The sequence below is a fragment of the Actinoplanes sp. NPDC051851 genome, assembly GCF_040681165.1.
Lineage (GTDB): Bacteria > Actinomycetota > Actinomycetes > Mycobacteriales > Micromonosporaceae > Actinoplanes.
In genome coordinates this window covers 1-15,753 of sequence record NZ_JBFAYF010000114.1, presented here as the reverse complement: position 1 = coordinate 15,753, position 15,753 = coordinate 1, and the positions used below count along the sequence as shown (strand labels likewise).

14 protein-coding genes are annotated in these 15,753 nt (G+C 71.4%); 8 read left to right on the top strand and 6 right to left on the bottom strand.

Annotation, left to right across the window (positions count from 1 at the left end; translation table 11 throughout):
- Positions 1 to 182: 182 nt before the first annotated feature.
- From AB0M08_RS45930 to AB0M08_RS45920, 3 genes are all read right to left on the bottom strand, one after another.
- The gene (locus AB0M08_RS45930) at positions 183 to 839 is read right to left on the bottom strand and encodes a biliverdin-producing heme oxygenase (RefSeq protein ID WP_364508233.1); all 657 of its coding nucleotides are present in this window, start codon (positions 837 to 839) and stop codon (positions 183 to 185) included.
- A gap of 32 nt (positions 840 to 871) precedes the next feature.
- Complete coding sequence (locus tag AB0M08_RS45925; RefSeq protein ID WP_364508231.1) at positions 872 to 1,891, bottom strand: DUF916 domain-containing protein; 1,020 nt, start codon at positions 1,889 to 1,891, stop codon at positions 872 to 874.
- A 74-nt stretch (positions 1,892 to 1,965) separates the two neighbouring features.
- Positions 1,966 to 3,123 (bottom strand): HtaA domain-containing protein, encoded by a 1,158-nt coding sequence (locus tag AB0M08_RS45920; RefSeq protein WP_364508228.1) that lies wholly within the window; start codon positions 3,121 to 3,123, stop codon positions 1,966 to 1,968.
- A gap of 110 nt (positions 3,124 to 3,233) precedes the next feature.
- On the opposite strand from AB0M08_RS45920, the gene AB0M08_RS45915 reads away from it, so the two are divergent.
- Genes AB0M08_RS45915 through AB0M08_RS45900 form a run of 4 tightly spaced genes read left to right on the top strand, consistent with a single transcriptional unit; the run spans position 3,234 to position 6,881 of the window.
- Positions 3,234 to 4,034: a hypothetical protein gene (locus tag AB0M08_RS45915; protein ID WP_364508226.1), complete on the top strand. Its 801-nt coding sequence runs from the start codon at positions 3,234 to 3,236 to the stop codon at positions 4,032 to 4,034.
- The gene (locus AB0M08_RS45910) at positions 4,031 to 5,077 is read left to right on the top strand and encodes an ABC transporter substrate-binding protein (RefSeq protein WP_364508224.1); all 1,047 of its coding nucleotides are present in this window, start codon (positions 4,031 to 4,033) and stop codon (positions 5,075 to 5,077) included. Before AB0M08_RS45915 ends, AB0M08_RS45910 begins: the two co-directional genes overlap by 4 nt.
- A gap of 53 nt (positions 5,078 to 5,130) precedes the next feature.
- Positions 5,131 to 6,111: an iron ABC transporter permease gene (locus AB0M08_RS45905; protein WP_364508221.1), complete on the top strand. Its 981-nt coding sequence runs from the start codon at positions 5,131 to 5,133 to the stop codon at positions 6,109 to 6,111.
- Positions 6,108 to 6,881 carry a heme ABC transporter ATP-binding protein gene (locus AB0M08_RS45900; RefSeq protein ID WP_364508219.1) on the top strand — a complete coding sequence of 258 codons (774 nt, stop codon included), beginning with the start codon at positions 6,108 to 6,110 and terminating at the stop codon, positions 6,879 to 6,881. Before AB0M08_RS45905 ends, AB0M08_RS45900 begins: the two co-directional genes overlap by 4 nt.
- A gap of 73 nt (positions 6,882 to 6,954) precedes the next feature.
- Here AB0M08_RS45900 and AB0M08_RS45895 read toward each other — a convergent pair whose 3' ends face one another.
- Positions 6,955 to 7,737, bottom strand: a complete 783-nt coding sequence (locus tag AB0M08_RS45895; RefSeq protein WP_364508217.1) for a serine protease — start codon at positions 7,735 to 7,737, stop codon at positions 6,955 to 6,957.
- Positions 7,738 to 8,241: 504 nt separating this feature from the next.
- On the opposite strand from AB0M08_RS45895, the gene AB0M08_RS45890 reads away from it, so the two are divergent.
- Both AB0M08_RS45890 and AB0M08_RS45885 read left to right on the top strand, forming a co-directional pair.
- Positions 8,242 to 9,552: a VWA domain-containing protein gene (locus AB0M08_RS45890; RefSeq protein ID WP_364508215.1), complete on the top strand. Its 1,311-nt coding sequence runs from the start codon at positions 8,242 to 8,244 to the stop codon at positions 9,550 to 9,552.
- Positions 9,552 to 10,343, top strand: a complete 792-nt coding sequence (locus AB0M08_RS45885; RefSeq protein ID WP_364508213.1) for a peptidase — start codon at positions 9,552 to 9,554, stop codon at positions 10,341 to 10,343. Before AB0M08_RS45890 ends, AB0M08_RS45885 begins: the two co-directional genes overlap by 1 nt.
- A 43-nt stretch (positions 10,344 to 10,386) precedes the next feature.
- On the opposite strand, the gene AB0M08_RS45880 is transcribed toward AB0M08_RS45885, so the two are convergent.
- Together AB0M08_RS45880 and deoC are read right to left on the bottom strand one after the other, a co-directional pair.
- Complete coding sequence (locus AB0M08_RS45880) at positions 10,387 to 10,833, bottom strand: hypothetical protein (RefSeq protein WP_364508211.1); 447 nt, start codon at positions 10,831 to 10,833, stop codon at positions 10,387 to 10,389.
- A 208-nt stretch (positions 10,834 to 11,041) separates the two neighbouring features.
- Positions 11,042 to 11,737: a deoxyribose-phosphate aldolase gene (gene deoC, locus AB0M08_RS45875; protein ID WP_364508209.1), complete on the bottom strand. Its 696-nt coding sequence runs from the start codon at positions 11,735 to 11,737 to the stop codon at positions 11,042 to 11,044.
- A gap of 85 nt (positions 11,738 to 11,822) precedes the next feature.
- Here deoC and AB0M08_RS45870 point away from each other — a divergent pair, with 85 nt between their 5' ends.
- Both AB0M08_RS45870 and AB0M08_RS45865 read left to right on the top strand, forming a co-directional pair.
- Positions 11,823 to 12,545 (top strand): GntR family transcriptional regulator, encoded by a 723-nt coding sequence (locus tag AB0M08_RS45870; RefSeq protein WP_364508206.1) that lies wholly within the window; start codon positions 11,823 to 11,825, stop codon positions 12,543 to 12,545.
- A gap of 294 nt (positions 12,546 to 12,839) precedes the next feature.
- Positions 12,840 to 15,629: a transglycosylase domain-containing protein gene (locus AB0M08_RS45865; RefSeq protein WP_364508203.1), complete on the top strand. Its 2,790-nt coding sequence runs from the start codon at positions 12,840 to 12,842 to the stop codon at positions 15,627 to 15,629.
- Positions 15,630 to 15,753: the final 124 nt, after the last annotated feature.

Sequence of the window (15,753 nt, the reverse complement as noted above, 5' to 3'; positions counted from 1 at the left end):
GCTCCCGGCTCCCGGCTCCCGGCTCCCGGCTCCCGGCTCCCGGCTCCCGGCTCCCGGCTCCCGGCTCCCGGCTCCCGGCTCCCGGCTCCCGGCTCGGAGAACGACGGATCATCCGCCGACGTTACGTCGTGGCCCTTCCGGGTCACCCGGGAGGGCCACGACATCCGATCGGCGGGCATGCGTCAGGCGGCGGCCGCGGCCAGGTCCTCGGGGAAGGCCGAGCCGAGGTCCTGGAAGACCGCGGCGTTCAGCTGGAAGGCCAGCTGGGCCTCGGCGACCAGGACGTCCAGCTGGTCGGCCGGGAGCTCCAGCGCGTCCAGCCGCTCCCGGTACGCCGTCTTGTACGCCTTCGGGTCGACGATCTGGTCGAAGTGGTAGAACGCCGTACCCGGGCCGTCCAGCCGATAGATGCCGGAGACCTTGCGGCCGACCATCTGCCCGCCGCTCAGATCGCCCAGGTAGCGCACGTAGTGGTGGGCGATGAAGTGCGCCGGGGAGGTGTAGCAGAACTCGCGGAGGCGCTCGGCGTACCGGCGGGTGGCGTCGACCGGGGTGACTGTGGACTCCCAGTCCGGGCCGTAGAGGTGGGCCAGGTCGGCCTCCAGGGCGGGGACCCGGGTGAGTGCCTGGTCGGCGAAGACCGCGGCGGCCGGGCTGTCCGCCATGGCGATCGCGGCGGCCTCCAGCTCCCGATAGACGAAGAGGTACTGGGAGGTCAGGGCCGCGAAGCCGGCACGGGACACCTCACCCCCCATCAGGCGGGCGATGAAGCTGCGGGTCTCGGCGTCACGGTGCTCGACCATGGTGGCCTTGCGGAGTCGGGCGGCGAATCCGGTCATAGCGGCTCGTCCTTCCTGGCGCTTATTCTCGATCATGTGTGGGGTGGGGCGTCGGTGTCCAGAGCGGGCGCCTCGGGAAGTGCCTCGGAATCCACCGCAGCACGACGCGAGCGACGTTGCCGGACGAACCGGAAGACCAGGTAGATAAGGGCTGCGGCGAGCACGGCGACCAGGGCCCAGGGCCAGGCCCAGACGCCGGTGGTACGGGAGACGGTGGGCATCGCCGTCTCGTAACCGGCGGGCACCACGCTCACCTCGGCGTCGAGGCGGACGGTCGGCTGCACGCCGAGGATCTTCTCGGTCACCGTCACCGAGCCGCCGGGCAGCAGCTCGGGGAGTTCCATGGCGTCGGTACGGGCCAGCTCCCAGCCGAACGGGCCGGTCACGCGGACCGTGCCGGTGCCGGTGAGACGCAGGTTGCCGGTGTTGTGGACCAGGTACTTCACCGTCATCACGCCGCCCGAGGACGGGTTGGTGGACTGCGCGTACTCGAGGCGGACGGTGTCGATCTTCAAGGTGGGCGCGACGGCGCCGGACACGGTGAGGTAGACGCGGGCGGCGACCCGGCGGTCGACCAGCACCTTCTGGCCGTTGGCGTCGACCGCCTCCTCGGCGATCGAGGCGATCACCCCGCCGGCGTGGTCACCCGGGGTGGCGTCGGCCGGAACCGTGATCGCGAACGGCACGTCCAGCCGGGTGTTGGCCGGGACGGTGAAGGTCTTCGCGCCGAGTGAGATCCACGAGCCGATGTCGGTGGCCTTCTGCGCGGCCGGGAGCAGCGCGAACGAACCGTCCTCCGTGTTGTAGGCGTCGGTGCCGTACACGGTGAAGGTCTGTGCCTTGGTGGTGAGGTTGGTGATGCCGACGTAGTCGGTGATCCGCTCACCGGGCGCGGCCCGCCGGATGATGTAGTCGCGCCCGTCCGGTCCCTTCGCGCTGGACGGCTGCACCGACCAGCGCACGCCGGGATCGGCGGGTGCGGCCTGCGCCGGCACTCCCGGGAAAACCGACGTGAGCACGAGAACGGCGGCCAGCACGCCTCGGACGACCATGGTGCTCCTTACGATGGGGATGGGCCGGCCGGGAATAGTTGCGGTATCCCCGGCCGGCTCCCCGCTCCGATGAATCAGGAGAGGGTGAGGGTGAGTACGGCGCTGTACTCACCGGCCGCGCTGGACTCGGGGATACCGAGGCTCAGCGCCGCGCCGCAGGTGGCGCTGCCGAGGCTGCTACCGGTGTCGGCGGTGCACAGCGTGCGGCTGCTGCCGAGGCCGGTGCCCGGGGCCACCGTGTCGCCGGCCGCGACCACGTTCTTCACACCGCCGGCCGAGACCAGGCCGGTGCTGGCGACCGCCGCGCTCGGCGTCCAGCCGAGGTTGGCCGCGGGGATGCTGCCCCCGCCGGTCGCGGTGAAGTCGGTGACCTGACCGACCAGGTCCCAGCCGGAGTTGGTGCCCCGCAGGTCGCTGACCGTGACCGCGTTGAGGCTGCCGGTCGCGGTCTGCCCCGGGGTGGCGGCGGAGAGCGAGACGGCGGAGCCGGCCGAGGTCAGGGTGAGCGCCCCGCCCGCGACGGCAGCGGTGATGGTCTGCGCGGCCGAGGTGTCACCCGTGGCGGGCTCCTCCGGGTCGGCCGGGTCCTCCGGGTCGGTCGGCTCCTCCGGTGTGGTGGTGGCCGACGTCGACGCGGTCGCGGTGACCGGGTCGAGCGCGGTGCCGGCGGTGTAGAACCCGGCGAACGCGCTGGCACCCTCGGCGGTGAGGGTGCTGGCCAGGGCCGAGAAGGTGACCGCGCCGTCGGTGACGGTGGGCGCCGTGGTGGCGACCGTGGCGATCTCGGCCTGGTCGAGGTGCTGCTCCTCGGCGCCGGTGGCGACCAGGTCCACATCGGCCTTGAGCGAGCCCTGTCCGTCGCCGTCGACGATCAGGGTCGGGTTGGCCAGCGTGATCTCGAAACCGTGGGCGGGGTACGAGAACACCACGGTGCCGCCGTAGTTCACCGACGCGGTCCCGGCGGCGGCGTCGTACGTGCCGCCGGTCGCCGGGAAGTCGAACGTCCCGTCGGTGTTCTTGGTGGCTCCGTCGCTGACCGCGATCGGCGGGTTGCCGTTGCCGTAGGAGACGTACGTCCGGAAGGACGCCTTGAATCCCCAGTCCAGGCTGCCGCCGGCGACGGTCACCGAGGCGGCCTGGGCCGGCGTGAGTCCGAAGAGGGCGGTGGCGGCACCGACGGCGATCGCGCCGGCCCAGAGGGCGGCCCGGCGCGGACCGTGAGATGTGCCCATGTGATTCCTTCCGATGAGGGCGGTGCCCGCGAGTGCGGGTTCGGTTAGGGTAGCCTCACCTAACTGGGTGATCAATTCAAGATCGCTTCGGCTGAAATCGGTGGGGGAACGTGCGCAACAGCGTGAAAGTGCTGGTCGCTGCGCTGGCTCTGCTCGCGATGGTGGTGCCCGGCACACCCGCGCAGGCCGCCAGAAAGCTGACCGTCTCCAAGACGAAAGGCCTGGATCGAGCCGGGGAGACGGTCACCGTGACCGGCCGGGGCTACGACGAGACCAAGGGCATCTACGTCGCGTTCTGCCTGAACAACGGCGCGGGCGTGCTGCCCTCGCCGTGCGGTGGCGGTGCCGACATGACCGGCAGTTCCGGCGCATCGGTCTGGATCTCGTCCAACCCGCCGTCCTATGGCGAGGGTCTGGCGACGCCGTACGGCAAGAACGGCTCGTTCACCGTACGGATCACGGTCAGCCAGATGATCGGGGACATCGACTGCGCTGTCCGGGGTTGCGCGATCGTGACCCGGAACGATCACACCCGGACCGACGACCGCTCCCAGGACGTGCGGATTCCGATCAGGTTCGCCGCCGCCGAATCCGGCAGCGGCGGGAGTGGCACGACGGCGACGGCAACGGCGAATGCCACTGCGGTTCCGGGTACGACGGCGACCGGGGCGACACCGTCGTCGAGCGCGAAGACACCGGTCGGGCCGCCCACCGGGAAGCTCGCCACCGCCGCGCCGCCCACCGGGGCCACCACCGAGGCCGTCGTCACCATCGCCGAGCCCGCGCTGACCCGAACCAGTCAGGCCACCCCACTGGGGCACTGGTGGGCGATCGGCGGCGCGTTCCTCACCGGTCTGCTCGCCGCGAGCGTGGTGGGCCGGATCCGCCGTCGCAAGGGAGGTGTGGCATGACCTCCCGGAAGTCGGGCACCCGGAAGTCGATCACGGAGCGGACGGTCGCGGCGGTGAGCGGTCTGCTCCTGCTGACCGGCTGCACCGCGGTGAGCGAGATCGGTCCGGAGACGGACGCGAGCAGCAACTCCTGCGGCGTCGCCACCGCGACGCTGACCGATGACGACATCACCGCGCTGGACCCGAAGCCCACCCCGAAGCTCCCGGTCACGGTGAAGGGCGCGGACGGGAAGAGCGTCACCGTGACGAGCGCCGACCGGATCCTGGCGGTCAACCTCTACGGCTCGCTCGGCGAGATCGTCTTCAGTCTCGGTCTCGGCGATCGGGTGATCGGCCGGGACACCTCGACCACCTTCCCGAGCGCCGCGAAGCTCCCCCTGGTCACGCCGCAGGGGCACGACCTGTCGGCCGAGGCGATCCTCAAGCTCAACCCGACGATCCTGCTGGCCGACGACAGCATCGGTCCGGCGACCGTTCTCGATCAGGTGCGTAAGTCCGGCATCCCGGTGGTGATCGTCGACGACGAGCAGACCCTCGCCTCGGTGCCCGAGCACATCCGGGCGGTCGCCGCCGCCCTCGGCGTCACCGAGGCCGGCGAGCGCCTGGTCACCCGGGTGCAGTCGGAGATCGACGCGGCGAAGAAGACCAGGCCGGAGTCGAGCCGGGAGCTTCGGATCGCCTTCCTCTACGTACGCGGAACCGCCGGCGTCTACCTGATCGGCGGCGAGGGCGCCGGGTCGGACGCCATGATCGAGGCGATCGGTGCGGTGGACGCCGGGAGCGCCGCCGGACTGAAGAAGTTCCGTCCGTTGACCAGCGAGGGGCTGATCAACGCGACGCCGGACGTGATCCTGGTGATGACCGAGGGGCTCAACTCGGTCGGCGGCGTGGACGGGCTGCTCAAGCTCCCGGGTGTGGCGCAGACGCCGGCCGGGATCAACCGCCGGATCGTGGACATGGACGACGGCATCCTGCTGAACTTCGGCGCCCGGACGGGCAAGGCGGTCGCGGCGTTGGCGAAGGCGGTCTACGAGTGCGGTTGACCGCGTACCGGAAACCGGGGTTGATCTTTGGTCTGGGGGTTTCCCTGATCGTTGTGGCCCTGGTCGCGGCCGGAAAGGGTCAGGTACCGATCAGTCCGGCGGAGGTGGCCGGATCGCTGCTGCACCGGCTCGGACTGAACATCGGGCCGCTGCCGTCGGCGGTGCAGGGGGAGAACGCCCTCTGGCTGGTGCGGTTCCCGAGGGTGACGCTGGCGATCCTGGTCGGGGCCGCGTTGGGGTGTGCCGGCGCGCTGATGCAGGGGGTCTTCGGGAATCCGCTGGCCGAGCCGGGGGTGGTCGGGGTCTCGGCGGGCGCGGCGGTCGGCGCGGCGGCCTCGATCGTCAGCGGCGTGACCGTTCTCGGCACCTGGACCACCGCGACCGCCGCCTTCCTGGGCGGCATGGTGACGACCCTTCTGGTGTACGCGATGAGCCGTGCGAACGGCCGCACCGAGGTGGTCACCCTGGTGCTGACCGGCATCGCGGTGAACGCCACGGCGGGCGCGCTGCTCGGGCTGCTGATGTTCGTGACCGATGACGACGGTGTTCGCGCGATCGCGTTCTGGCAGCTGGGCAGCCTCGCGCAGGCGACCTGGGGCGCGGTGGCGGTGGCCCTGCCGGGCGCCGCGATCGGTCTCACCGTGGCGATGATCAGCGCTCGCAAGCTGGACCTGCTGGCCCTCGGCGAAGGACCGGCCCGGCACCTCGGCGTCGACACCGAACGGCTGCGGATCGTCGCGATCGTGGCGACCGCGCTGCTCACGGCCTCGGCGGTGGCGTTCACCGGGATCATCAGCTTCGTCGGCCTGGTGGTGCCGCACCTGATCCGGATGGTCGCCGGGCCGGGGCACCGGGTGCTGATCCCGGCGAGCGCGCTCGGTGGCGCGGTGGTCGTGGTGGTCGGCGATCTGATCGCGCGGACCGCTATTGATTACCAGGAGCTGCCGCTCGGGGTGCTGACCGCGGTGGTCGGCGGCCCGGCGTTCTTCTGGCTGCTGCGGCGGACCCGTGCTCGTGCCGGGGGTTGGGGATGAGGGCTTCCGAGGTCGTGGTCCGGCTTGGCGGCCGACCGGTGGTGGACGGCGTCTCGTTCCACGTGGATCCGGGGGAGGTGGTGGCGCTCGTCGGCCCGAACGGTGCCGGAAAGTCCACTCTGCTCGCTGCGCTAGCCGGGGATTTGCCGCTGATCGCTGGAAATATCGGCTTGGACGGGCGACCGCTCGCGGAGTGGAAGCCGATCGAGTTGGCGCGCCGGCGGGCCGTGCTGCCGCAGAAGGCGAGCCTCTCGTTCCCGTTCACGGCCGGTGAGGTGATCGCGATGGGACGGGCGCCGTGGGCCGGACAGCCGGAGAGCGCCGAGGACGACGAGGCGGTGGCGGAGGCGATGCGGGTGACCGACACGACCGGTTTCGCCCATCGACCGTTCCCGGCGCTGTCCGGTGGTGAGCAGGCGCGGGTGGCGCTGGCCCGGGTGCTGGCGCAGCGTACGCCGGAGCTGTTGCTCGACGAGCCGACCGCAGCGCTCGACCTGCGCCACCAGGAGCTGGTGCTGGGCGCGGCGCGGGATCGGGCCGCCGCCGGGGCCGCGGTGGTCGTGGTGCTCCACGATCTCGGGCTGGCGGCGGCGTATGCGGATCGGGCCTACGTGCTGGCCGCCGGGAAGGTCCGGGCCGCCGGGCCACCGGCCGAGGTCTTCACGGCCGCGCTGCTCAGCGAGGTCTATCAGCACGACGTCGAGGTGCTGGACCATCCGGGCGGCGGGGCGCCGCTGGTGGTGCCGAGACGTGCACCCCGGTCGGCGTGACCGGGGTGCACGGCCCCCACGTCCCGGGAGAGGATCGACCGGCCGGGTCAGCACCCTCCCCGAGAGGTCCGGATCAGCCGCCGATGCTCGCGGCGGCCGTGGCGATCGCCGAGGCGAAGTAGCTGACCTGGGTGTAGACGCCCGGCTTGTTCGCCCGGGCACAGCCGTCGCCCCAGCTCACGATGCCGACCTGGATCCACTCGCCGCTGGCGTCGGCGCGGAACATCGGGCCGCCCGAGTCGCCCTGGCAGGTGTCCACGCCGCCGGCCGCGTACCCGGCGCAGATCTCCTCGGCGGCGATCACGTCACCGCCGTACATGGCGCTGGAGTTGCAGGTGGTGTCGTCGACGAACGGGACGGTCGCCTTGCGCAGGTAGCGCTGCTGCAGCCCGTTCTCCCGGGTGGCGCCCCAGCCGGAGACGGTGAAGGTGCCCGAGTCGTACGCCGTGGTGGTGGCGATCGGCAGGGTGTCGAGCGTGGTCACCGGGCTGGAGAGCCGGATCAGCGCCCAGTCGTCGCCGTTGCCGTTGTAGCCGGGCGCCCGGAGAACGTAGTTCGACGTACGGGTGATCGCGCTGGACGAGCGGAGGTCGACGACGCCGAGCGTGGCGGTGATCGACGTGTCGGTCCCGGTGCCGTCGACACAGTGCGCCGCGGTGAGGATCAGGTTCTGGCTGTAGAGCGCGCCGCCGCAGCCCATCGAGAGCCGGACCATGAACGGGAACTCGCCCTGCGTGGCCAGCTCGCCGCCGACCACGGTCGCGCTCAGGTCGTCGGCCTGCGCCACGCCCGGCGCGGTCACCAGGCCGACGATCACGGCGGCGGTGGCTGCCAGAAGGGTTCTCCATCTGCGCATCTTCGGTTCTCCTCGGTTCCCGGGGGATGGGATACGCCCGGTGGGGCGCCGAGGAGAGCATTCCATTCACAAACATCAATGCGTTAGATCTCAGGTGGCTCATATCAGACCGATCGCAGCGCTTCGGTGGGCGGCATCCGGGCCGCGCGCAGCGCCGGGACCAGGCCGGCGATCGCTGCTTTGTGCCACTGTTCCGTGAGGGATGGGGGTTTCCCCCGGTCGGGGCGGGCCCTGGCCGGCCGGGTTTGATCGACTTTTATGATCAACCGCGAGGGATGATCTTCGCGGCTGGTGGTCAGGGGTCTCTCGGGGCGCCCGAGACACCCCGGATCGCCAGCCCACCAGCCCGAGACACCCCGGATCGCCAGCCGACCGGTCGCGGGTGCCGTCCGGGCGGTCCATGGCCAGCCGACGCATCGATATGGCGGTCCCTTATGATCTTGGCGCGTGATCCACAAAAGTCTGTCCATAGTGGTGGCGACTGGATTGATCGGCGCAGTCTCCGTGTTGGGCGCCGTTCCGGCGTTCGCCGATGAGACCGAGCCGGTCGAGACCGATCCGCCGCGAGTAGAACTTGTCCTGGACGTCAGCGGCTCGATGGCGGCCGACGACATCGACGGGGAGACCCGGATGGCCGTCGCCAAACGGGCCTTCAACACCGTGGTCGACGGGTTGCCGGAGACCACCGAGCTGGGCATCCGGGTGCTCGGCGCGACGTACGGTGGCAAGAACAAGAAGACGGGGTGCCAGGACACCCAGCAGATCGTGCAGGTGGGGCCGGTCAACGCGGTCCAGGCCAAGAACGCGATCGCCACGCTGAAGCCGACCGGGTTCACCCCGATCGGGCTGGCGATCAAGGAGGCCGCCGCCGACCTGGGCGACGCCGGATCGGCCCGGCGCATCGTGCTGATCACCGACGGCGAGGACACCTGCACCCCGCCGGACCCCTGCGACGTGGCCCGTGACCTGGCCGCGCAGGGCACCCACCTGGTGATCGACACGCTCGGCCTGACCCCGGACGAGAAGACCCGCAAGCAGCTGGTCTGCATCTCCACCGCGACCGGCGGCACGTACGCCGCGGCGACCAGCGAGGAGGAGCTGACCGACCGGGTCCAGCAGCTGGTCGACCGGGCCGCGACCCCGCCGCCGGTCCAGCCGGCCACCGTCACCGGCACCGAGGACTGCACGAACGCACCGTTGCTGGCGGCCGGCGTCTACACCGACCGGGAGAAGATCGGGGAGCACCGGTACTACCGGGTCTCCGTCGAGCCGGGGCAGGAGCTGCGGGCCTCGGTCAGCATCTCGCTGGACCGGGAGCTGAACCGGGACTACGGCGTACTCCTGAAAGCGGCGACGGCCAGCGGCCGGGAGCTGGTCCGCGGGGTCGACGCGGGCAGCGGCCGGGCCGACGTGATCTCGGCGGGCCTGCGCTGGTCGGCCGACGAACAGAAGGCCGATGCCGAGGCGTCGGCGGAGGCGGCCGAGGACGCGGCGGACGACGCGGACTCCGACGACACGGACTCCACCGGGACCACGGTCGACGCCGACCAGGTCGAGGCCGACGCCGAGGAGACCTCCACCGAGGTCTGCCTGATCGTCAGCAACTCGTTCGCCTCCGACGCCACGGCGGCGAGCGCGCCCGGTATGCCGGTCGAGCTCAGCGTCGACCTGGTGGACGCGTCGCAGGCGCCGGACGCGCCCGGTCTGGGCCGCGGCTTCCTGTTCCTGTTCGTCCTGGCGATCGCCGGGCTGGTCGCCGGTGTCCTGGCCGGCTGGATCACCCGCTACTGGGTCGCCACCTGGAGGGAGAACTGATGCGTATCAGGCATCTCGCGGCCACCGCCGGAGCGATCGGCGCCGCGCTCCTCTGCATCGCGGCCACCCCGTCGCCCGCCCCCGCGGTGAGCAGCGCGGGCACCTCCTTCCTGACCGCCGTCACCATCAACGCCGGCTCGCCGGTGCAGGTCGGCGCGGTCACCGGTGACTACCTCTACTGGTCGTTCACCGCCTCGGCGGGCCAGCGGCCGGACGTCACCGCGACGGTCACGCTGCCGACCGAGGGGCGTACCGGGGACGAGTCCTGGATCATCGAGGTCTTCGACGGTCTGCGGCGCCGCCAGGCGTGCGTGGCGGGCGAGCAGAGCCCGGTCGCGGCGAAGGACGCGTCCACGGTCGAGCTCGGTTGCCGGCTCCGGCAGGTCCGCTCCTGGGCCGAGCCGTGGGACGGCGACCCGCTGCCGGGCACCTACTACGTCCGGCTCTCCAGCACCGAGCTGCCCGAGAACGATCTCGGCCTGCCGCTGAAGGTGGACCTGACCCTGGCCACCCCGGCCGGGGACGTCGACGGTGACCAGGGCGAGCTGGCGGCTCCTCTGGTGCCGAACAACAAGCCCGGCACGGTCCTGACCACGCCGACGCCGGAGGTGACCAGCACCGCCATCGAATCGGAGACCGGCGCGGACGAGGACGGCTTCTTCGACGTCAGCTGGGACTGGCTGCCCGACCTCACGTCCCGCTGGGCGTGGACCGTCGGCGGTGGCGTGATCGCCGCGGTCACCGGGCTGATCGGGTTCTCCTTCACCCGTAAGCGCCGTCGCGTCGCCTGATCCCGTTCACCGATGACGCCCGGGGCCGGTCCGGCTCCGGGCGTCAGTCGCCGGAGATGCCCCAGAAGTAGAGCTCGGAGGGCTCGCCGGCCTCGTCGTGCAGCACCGCGCACCGGCCGAGCCAGCGTTCGGCGACCAGGCCGTCGAGCCCCGCGACGTGTGCCCGGGTCAGCTTCGCCACCCCGGCGTGCGCCACGGCCTCGGCGTCGCTGAGCGGCTCCACGGTGCCGAACTCCGGTTTCTCGCCCGGCGCGATGACCCGGGACATGTCCAGGATGGAGTGCGTGCCCGTCTCCTGGACGGTCTCCGACCCCCAGAGATCGTCCAGGCTGGTCGGCCGGTCGGGGAATGCGGCGGCGGACTTGCCGTACTCCCTGCCGTCGGCCCAGTAGTAGTCGCCCTCGGCGAAGACACGGCGCTGCAGATCCGCGAACGCCGCCCCGAAATCGGGCTGATAGGTGACGTAGTAGTCCCAGCCGGATGCGCCCATCGTTCTCTCCCCGCTCCATCGATCGTTGACGACGGGATCAAAGCACGAGGGTCCGACAACTTTCCGCGTACGGGAAGAGGGCTTGAAGGATTGTGGAAAAGGCGCGGCCCGCCCGAGCCGCACGTCGTGAGTGCGGGTGGGGCGGGCCGCGTCGCTCGGCACGTGCCTTGTGGGTACGCGCCGCCGAGCGAATGGCGACCGGGCCGAATCAGGCCCGGCCGGCCGGGACCGTTACCTGACGCCGGGCGAGGTCTTCGAGAATCTCGGCCGTGGCCGAGGAACCGAATCGGGTGACACCCACCGCGGCCATGGCGAGGATGGTGTCCAGCGAGCGGATCCCGCCGGAGGCTTTGACCTGCACCTTCGGGGAGACGGCCGAGCGCATCAGCGCCAGGTCGTCGATGGTCGCGCCGGTCGGTGCGAAACCGGTCGAGGTCTTCACGAACGCGGCACCGGCACGCTCGGAGGCCCAGCACGCGGCGAGCTTCTCCTCGTCGGTGAGGTAGGCCGTCTCGAGGATGACCTTGACGGGTACGGCGCCCGCGGCGCGGACCACCTCGACGATCTCGGCCTCGACCGAGGCGATGTCGCCGGAGCGCAGCCAGCCGACGTTGAGCACCATGTCGATCTCGGTGGCGCCGCGGCGGATGGCCTGCTCGGTCTCGGTGACCTTGACCGTGGTGGTGGTGCTGCCGTGCGGGAAGCCGACGACGGTGCCGACCAGGACGCCGGTGTCGCGCAGCAGCTCGGCGGCGAGCGGTACGTCGCAGGGGCGGACGCAGACCGAGGCGACCTGGTACTGGGCGGCCACCGCGCAGCCCGCCCGGACGTCGTCGTTGGTGAACTCGGGCCGGAGGATGGAGTGATCGATCATGCGGGCGATCTGCCGGACGGTGAAATCCATGACATCGAACGGTAGCTGTCTAGACAGCCACTTGTCTAGACAGGTTGGCCGTCTTCGGCTTGGCGCTATCGGTATGGTGTGCGTCATGTCCGCCGGACCCGACTTCGCGCCGCGCTACTTCCGTATCGAGCAGGAGCTCCGAGCGCGGATCGCGGCGGCACGGCCACACGACCCGCTGCCCTCCGAGCCGGAGCTGGCCCGCGAGTTCTCGGTGAGCCGGATGACCGCCCGCGCCGCGGTGACGCAGTTGGTCAACGACGGTCTGGCCTACCGGGCGCCGGGCCGCGGCACGTTCGTCGCGGTGCCGACCGGTCCCCGTCGCGCCGACAACCTGATCCGGCTCAGCGAGGAGATCCGCAAGCAGGGCAAGATCCCGTCGTCCCGGGTGGTCAGCGCCGAGCTCCGCCCGGCGACCGTGATCGAGGCGACCCGCTTGCGGCAGCGGGCCGGCGAGGTCGTGGCGATCTATCGCGTACGCCAGGCGGACGGCGACCCGTTCGCCTTCGAGCACGCGTGCTACCCCGGCGTCCTCAACGCGCTGCTCGACTTCGACCTCTCCGGGTCGGTGCACGAGGCCCTGGTCGCGCTCGGCCGGATCCCGACCCGCGGCACCTCGACGATCACCGCCGACTCGGCGAACGAGGAGGACTCCAAGGAGCTGGGCGTCCCGGTCGGCACCGCCCTGCTGGTCGAGGAGCGCCTGATCCTGGACGACGAGGGCCGCCCGCTGGAGCTGAGCGAATCCCGCTACATCGGCACCAAGTACCGCCTCGACGTCGCCTTCGGCGTCGAGCCGCACACCAAGTAGGCGCGGGCCGCTACTCCTCCCTCTCCAGCGGGTCGGGGAACGTCGAACCGTCGTCGTCACTCGGCTGGCCGCCGGACCGGCCGGCGGGCCTTCCGGGCTCGGCTCGTTATCCGATCTTGAGGGCTTCCGCGATGGGGTCCCCGCCAGGGTCGGGGCGAGCGCGGTGCAGGTGTGAATGTCGCCCGAGCCCGGCTTTCGTGATCAATGCCACTCAGGTAAGGAGAACAACCCCTCTCCGCGTGCTGGAAGCAGGCGCGTGTCGATGCGATGGGGCATCGGGGAGAGGGAGGCACCATGCCAGGGGCTCCGGACGGCAGGGACGGCCGGCATCGTCGGCGAGAGCCGGCGAGTGTGCTTCGCGGGATCGTCGCCTGGGTCCGGCGGTGGCCGCGATGGTGCCGCCGGGCGCTGGCGGCGCTGATCGCGGTGCAGGTCGCGCTGGTGGTGGCGGCCGCGGGCTACGTCGCCGCCCTGGACCTGCCGCCGGATCCGGACCCGCCGCAGGCCTCGGTGCTCTACTACCGCGACGGGCACACCGTGCTCGCCAGGATCGGGACCACCGACCGGACCGACATCACCCTCGCCCAGGTGCCGGAGGGCGTCCAGCGGGCGTTCCTCGCCGCTGAGGACCGTGGCTTCTACGACCACGCCGGGGTCTCGGTGCGCGGGCTCCTGCGGGCGGTGTGGTCGAACGTGGTGAGTGGCAGCGGCGAGGGCGCGTCCACGATCACCCAGCAGTACGTGCGCAACGCGTACCTGACCCAGGAACGGACGGTCAGCCGCAAGGCCAAGGAGGCGGCGCTCGCGCTGAAGGTCGAGCACCGGTTCGGCAAGGACGAGATCCTCGAGCGGTACCTCAACACGATCTACTTCGGACGCGGCGCCTACGGCGTCGAGGCAGCTTCACAGGCCTTCTTCGGTACGGCGGTGAGCCGCCTGACCGCGTACCAGGGCGCGGTGCTGGCCGCCATGGTCAAGGACCCGACGCGCGGTGACCCGGCGGTCGACCCGGAGTGGACGCTGAACCGGTGGAAGTGGATCATCCGGGCGATGAGCGAGGCCGGCTGGCTGCCGGAGGGGGCCGCCGACACGACGCCCTACCCCACGGTGGCCGGCGAGTCGGTCACCGCGGCCACCATCGGCGGTCCGTCCGGGCTGATCACCGACCGGGTGGAGGATGAACTCGCGGCGGCCGGGATCAGCCGTCAGCAGGTCCGTACCGGCGGGCTGAGCATCACGACGACGCTCGACGCGACCGCGCAGCGGGCGGCCACCACCGGCATCGACGAGGCGCTGAAGGACCAGCCCGCCGAACTGCGCCCGGCGCTGGTGGCGATCGATCCGGCGGACGGCGGGGTGCGCGCCTACTACGGCGGTGACCGTGGCCGCGGGTTCTACGACGACGCGCAGGCCGCCCGGCCCGCCGCGTCGACCTTCAAACCGCTGGCCCTGGCGGCCGCCGAGGAGCACGGCATCAGCTACCGCTCGTACTACAACGGGACCTCGCCGCGGCTGTTCGAGGACCGCGGTGGCGCGCCGCTCTACAACCTGGACAACCTGCAGTGCCCGATCTGCCCGCTGGACACCGCGATGGTGTACTCGCTGAACACGCCCTTCTACGCGCTGGCCGAGCAGATCGGCCCCCGGCTGATCCGTGACCTCGCCGTCCGGCTGGGCGTCCCGGAGAAGTACGGCGACCAGACCACCCTGGTCGACGTCGAGGGCGAGCCGTCCCCCGGCGAGACGCGCGCCGACATCGCCATCGGCCGGTACCCGGTGACCCCCGCCGACCTGGCGAGCGTCTACGCCACGCTGGCCGACGGCGGCGTCCGGACACCCCGGCACTTCGTGGAGTCGGTGACCGGTGCCGGGGGCCGGGTCCTGCACGAGTACGCCGGCACGGGGACCCGGGTGCTCGCCGCCGGGGTGGCCGCGGACGTCGGCGCGGTCCTGCAGCAGGTCGTCGCGAAGGACGGCAGGGTTCCGGGCGTCACGGCCGCCGCGAAGACCGGGTCGCAGCAGTACGGCACCACGACCGACTCGTCCGACGCGTGGACCGCGGGCTGGGCGTCCGGCCTCGCCGTGGCCGTCTGGATCGGGCGGGACAAGCCCGGGCCGATCCGTACCAGCGGCGGGAAGGTGATCAACGGCGACGGGATGCCATACGCGATCTTCAAGAAGTTCCTCTCGGCCGCGCTCGACGGCCGGAAGGTGGCGATGCTGCCGCGGCCGGCGAACGTCGGCCACATGGACAAGGGCGACCTGGCGACGCTCGAGGACCCGGCCACGACGGCTCCCGGCGAGGTCTTCCCGGGCCCGCAGAAGGGCGACCTGGTCGACCGGAAACTCGCCGTCGGCACCTGGCGCGAGCGCGTGGCCCGGCTGACCGGCACCCTCGACAAGATCGCCGCGGTGGAGGGCACCGACTTCGCGGTCTCCCTCGTCGACCGCAGGACCGGGAACCGGTACGACTACCACGGCGACCGGGGCTTCGCGACGGCCAGCGTGGTGAAGGTCGAACTGCTGGCCGCGCTGCTGCTCACGGCGCAGGGAGCGGACCGCTCGCTGACCACCGCGGAGCGGGACCGCGCCCGGAAGATGATCGTGGCCAGCGACAACGACGCCGCGGTGCGGGTGTACGCCGCGATCGGTGGCGCCGACGGCCTGCGGTCCGCGCTGCACCGGCTCGGCCTCGACTACACCGCCCCGAACGCGCAGTTCGGCCTGAGCACCACCACGGCGAACGACCAGGTGCGGATGATGTCCGCGCTGACGACGGCCGGCGGACCGCTGACCGAGGACTCCAGGACGCTGATCCTCCAGCTGATGTCCCAGGTCAACGCGGACCAGTCATGGGGCGTCAGCGCCGCCTCCTTCGACGGCGAGCAGACGGCGCTGAAGAACGGCTGGCTCGCGCGTACGTCGGAGGACGGCCACTGGATCGTCAACAGCACCGGCCGGATCAGCGGCGAGAAGACCGACGTCGAGCTCTCGGTCCTGTCCCACGGCCACGCGACCCGACAGAAGGGCATCGACAAGGTTGAACAGATTGCCGCGCTGACCCGCAGCTTCCTGGGTTGGTGAACTCCGACTCGGCCGGTGATATAATACCGGGTCAAGTCCCCGGAAGTGGTGTAACGGCTGATCTTTCGAGTTGTGCTGGTTAGAAGGGCTGTTCGCCGGGTTGGACGGTGACGGGCTCACCGGT